This is a genomic window from Clostridium chromiireducens, from assembly GCF_002029255.1.
GTDB lineage: Bacteria > Bacillota > Clostridia > Clostridiales > Clostridiaceae > Clostridium > Clostridium chromiireducens.
The window spans coordinates 1-4,629 of sequence record NZ_MZGT01000143.1 but is presented as its reverse complement, the minus strand read 5'-3'; the positions used below and the strand labels follow the sequence as shown (position 1 = coordinate 4,629).

Genomic DNA, 4,629 nt, shown 5'->3' with positions numbered 1-4,629 from the left:
ACTATTTATAATGAATTGAGTGAATTGAAAAATTAATTATTTTTGATATTAACGCCGGTAATAAAGAAGTGATTTTATTTATATCTTGGACAAATTTATGTTTATTAAATAAAGCTGAAGTTTTTTACATGAAATGAAACTTCAGCTTTTATTTATATAAATATGAATAGAAACATGCCAATGATTTTTTAGACGTATATCTAAACAGTTTGGAAGATAATAACTTTATGGCGATACTGATGTAGAATTATGATATAATTTAAAGAAATAAATATAAATTATACATCTAATGGTATATTTAGGAGGAAAACCAATGGAAAAGCGGCTCTATTTTGAACCCATGTTTTCAGACAGAAGAGAAAGACTAATAGATATGTGCGTTGACTTGCAAAGACAAGGCAAAAATTTTATATATATTCTGCCTTCAAGAGAGGCTATAAGAGATGTTAGGCATAAGCTTCTTGAAAAGCTTGGAGGATTTATAAATTCAAAAATTATAATGTTTGATGAACTTGAAAATGCCTTAACAGAGCAGTTTATAAATAGTTCAAATATTATATTTCAAGATATAGAAAAACTCATGCTTCAAAAAGTGTGTGAAAACTTAAAGGATGAGTTAAATTACTTCAATAAAATTTGCACAAAGAACGGATTTGCTGAGGAAAATAAGAGTTTTATAAAAAATCTTAAAAGAAGTATGGTAAGTCCTGAAGACCTTAGTGAAAGGTTAGAAAATATAGAAGATCCAATTTTAAAAGATAAACTTTTTGATCTTAGTCTTATTTATGATGAATATACTAAAACTCTTAGGGACAAAGAGTTATTTGATGTTGATGACATTTCTTTGCTATCAATAGAAAAGGCAGCAGAATCAGCTGAGTTATTTGGAGTTGATACTTTAATAATCGATGGCTTTATTAATATAGATAAGGTTAACATAGAGTTAATTAGAAAAATAGCATCTTTAAATACATTGAATATATATGTTAACTGTCCTTATATTAATAATTTAAGCAGAGAATTTTTAGAAGAAGAGATATTAATACCTTTTGAAGAAATGGGGTTTAAGTTATTAAATGATCCTCTAGGGTTTCATAAAATAAAGTTAAGCTTTAAGGAACTTTCAGAGAAATATTATTCTGGAGATAAAATTGAAGAAGGAATAGATGGAATTACTATTAATAAATATCCATGTATTGCAGCTGAAGTTAGGGAAACTGCAAGAAGTATAAAAGAAAAATTAATTAAAGGTGAAAATCCGGAAGATATAGCTGTGTTTGTTAATAATAAAGATGAGTATAGCACTACTTTACATAAAATTTTCAAAGAATTTGCAATACCCTTATATATGACTTATGAGCTTCCTCTTAGCAGCTTTAAGCTTAGCAGGGATTTATTAAGTTTTATAAAAGTTTCAGATAAATCGTTAGCTTTAGGTGAAGAATGGTTGGAATTTTTTAAAGAAATGATAAAAGAAAAAGATCTTGAGATAAGCAAATTAGCTAAAGAAGCTTTTAAATCAAATTTGAGTTATGAAGATAGATTATATCTTAAATCCAAGGAAGCCTTAGAAAAGCTTATTAATGATATACATAAAGGTTTTAACTTAGGAGAAATTTTACACGAGGAAATAGAGAAAGAGAACTTTTCAAATATTTATATAGATTACTTGAATAACGCAACTATAACTTTAGAAAAGCCTATAAATACTGGTGTTAAGATTTTAAATACAGATTTAGCAAAGGGTGTTTATTATAAACATGTATATGTTTTAGGTTTAAATGAAGGGGATATACCTAAAGTTATAAAAAATGATGGTCTTTTTGATGAGTTAGAAGTTGAAAATTTAAAAGCTATTGGAATAAACTATCAAGATTATTTATGGGAGCTATCCCGTGAAAAGATAAGATTTAATTTAACCCTTTCTTCAGCTGAAGAAACTTTAAATCTTTCCTATAGAAGTTCTGGAGAAGATGGAAGCTTTACTATTGCTTCGTCACTTCTTGATGAAGTTAAATATGTTGGGAATTTAAAGGATACAAGAGTAGTAAGTATGAGAGAACGCTTTAACATTCCATTTAACAAAACCATGAGCAGCAAAGAACTTAAGGCAATGGAGCTTAAAGATATATTTAAAAATAAATATAAAGGCTTTGAATCTTTAAATATTGATGAGAAGTTAATGCTTATAGAAAACTTTGAAAATAACTTTAAAGAGATGATTTCAAGTGGATTAGCGGAATACCATAGAGGAAAAGAAAAAGAATTTAATAGATTTGAAGGTATTTTAAAGGGAAATATAGAGAAGATAGTTTTAAGCAAAAATAGCTTTTCTCCTTCAAAGCTTAATGCTTATTTTGATTGTCCATTTAAATATATGCTTCAATATTTATTTGATTTACAGGAGGAGCAGGAAGAAGATGATGAATTATCAGCCATGGAAATTGGAGATTTTTATCATAGGGCCCTTTATTACTATTATGAAGGATTAAAAGTTTATGATGTATTAGATGAGGTCAAATTTAATTCTTCATTTAATAAGGCTATTGAAGAAATAAGAGAAATTCAAATGAGTGAAGATGAGCTGCAAATATTAAGGAATAAATTATGGAAAGATACTAAAAACTTTATTGAATGTGATCTTAAAAGAATAAATAAATATGAGAAAGAATCTGGTAATATAATTAGACCATTCTTCCTTGAAAAGTTTATTGAAAGTGATATTTTTGGTGTACTAATAACTTCTAGAGTGGATAGAGTTGATTTAGAGTATGAGATGGCTAACGGTAAATGGACCCCAACAGGAAAATATATAGTTTATGATTATAAAAAGAAGTCTATTCCAGATATAGATAAAATGCTGAATAAGGAAAACTGTCAGATAGCTTTTTATCATTATTTTGTAAATGAGTATTTAAAAAATGAGCTTCAAATGGATAATTTAGATTGTATGGCACTTTTATATCTTAGTGTAGAAGGTACTAATACAAAAATTAAAATGAATGGACTTTATAGAACGGAATATAAAAAAGCTTTAGGCTTTACTGGAAGCAATAAATTTGATATGAACAAAGAGGTGTTTTATACATTCCTTCAATATTTAAAAGGATTAATTGAAGAGTCTATTAATAATATAAGGAATGGAGATTTCCACTATAAGCTCGATTGTAAATGCTTTGAAAAATTTAGTTTTACAAGCTGTGCTTATAATGAAGTATGCAGGTACAGTAAAAGTAAAATGACTGTTATTATGGAGGCGCAGATATGAAAAACAGTATTTTGACACTTAGCATTGAACAAGAAGCAGCAGTTGACATAACAAAAAATATAGCTGTATCGGCAGGAGCAGGATCTGGAAAGACTAGAGTACTTACTAATAGATATTTAAGACTTTTAGATTCGGGAATTGGTATAGAAGAAATTATTGCAATAACTTTTACAGAAAAAGCTGCTTTAGAAATGAAAGAAAGAATAAGAGGAGCTATAGTTGAAAAGCTTGAAAACTCAAATGAGGATAAAAAGAAATGGCAGCTGGCACTAGATAAGCTAAGCAGAGCTAATATTAGCACTATTCATTCTTTTTGCGCAAAAGTAATAAGAGAAAATGCAGCAAGTCTTGGAATTGATTTTAAGTTCAATATAATAAATGAAATAGATAAGAAGTCTGTATTATATGAAGCAATAGATAAATCTTTAGAAATGGCGATTTCTTCTGGAGAATATGAGGAAGTAATAAATAATTTAGTTGAAACCTTTGGAGAGGATTATTTAGAAGGTAGATTTAAGAAAGAGCTTATAGAGATTTCTGAAAAAATATCTCAAAAAGGAAGAAAACTTGAAGAGATTTTTGAAGAGCTTCAAGATGATGAATTATCTAATCTTGTACTAAAAATTCTCTTAAATACAGAAGTCTTTTATAAAGAGTATAAATTAAAAAATGACGGGCTAGACTATACAGATTTAGAAATGCTCTGCAAAGAAGTTTTAGAAGATAAAAGAGTTAGGGATAGGTATAAGGAAAGATATAAAAGATTCTTAGTAGATGAGTTTCAGGATACTAATGAAATTCAAAAGAGTATTATATACAGCTTTGTTTCAGATGAAAATGGAAAGCTTCTACCCAAGAGATTATTTGTAGTAGGAGACTCAAAACAGAGTATATATGGATTTAGAGGAACAGATTATACTATTTACAGAAAAGTAGCTGAAGACATAGGCGAAGATGGGCAAAAATCCTTAAGTACCTGTTACAGGAGTAAACCTGAAATTATTCATGGTATTAATGAAGTTTTTAGCAGACTGATAGATCAATATGAAAGTTTAAAAGTACCAGGTGGAAATAGCGAAATAGTTATTGATGAAAAGAGATTAATACTTTTAACCTACAATAAAGATGGTTCAGAAGATGAAGGCTCAGTTAAAAAAGTTAAGGAAGCGATTAAAGGCAAAAATATACACATTGACAAATTTAAAAGCTTATTAGATGAACTGAAAAGCAGTTATAGCAAAGTTCAAGTTAAGAATTCTATAAAACAAGAAACTATATCAAAAGCAGTTAGGTACTTATTTGATAAAGGTCTCAAAGCAAAGGATATATGTATTTTAGTAAGAAGTAAATATATAATACCA

The 4,629-nt window shown here is 28.0% G+C and carries 2 protein-coding genes; both read left to right on the top strand.

Annotation, left to right across the window (positions count from 1 at the left end; translation table 11 throughout):
• Positions 1 to 313: 313 nt before the first annotated feature.
• A complete protein-coding gene (locus CLCHR_RS23785; RefSeq protein ID WP_139376290.1) occupies positions 314 to 3,268 on the top strand; it encodes a PD-(D/E)XK nuclease family protein in 2,955 nt (984 codons plus the stop codon).
• A partial coding sequence (locus tag CLCHR_RS23780) for a UvrD-helicase domain-containing protein (protein ID WP_169896876.1) occupies positions 3,265 to 4,629 on the top strand: 1,365 nt, incomplete at its 3' end. The genes CLCHR_RS23785 and CLCHR_RS23780, both read left to right, overlap by 4 nt.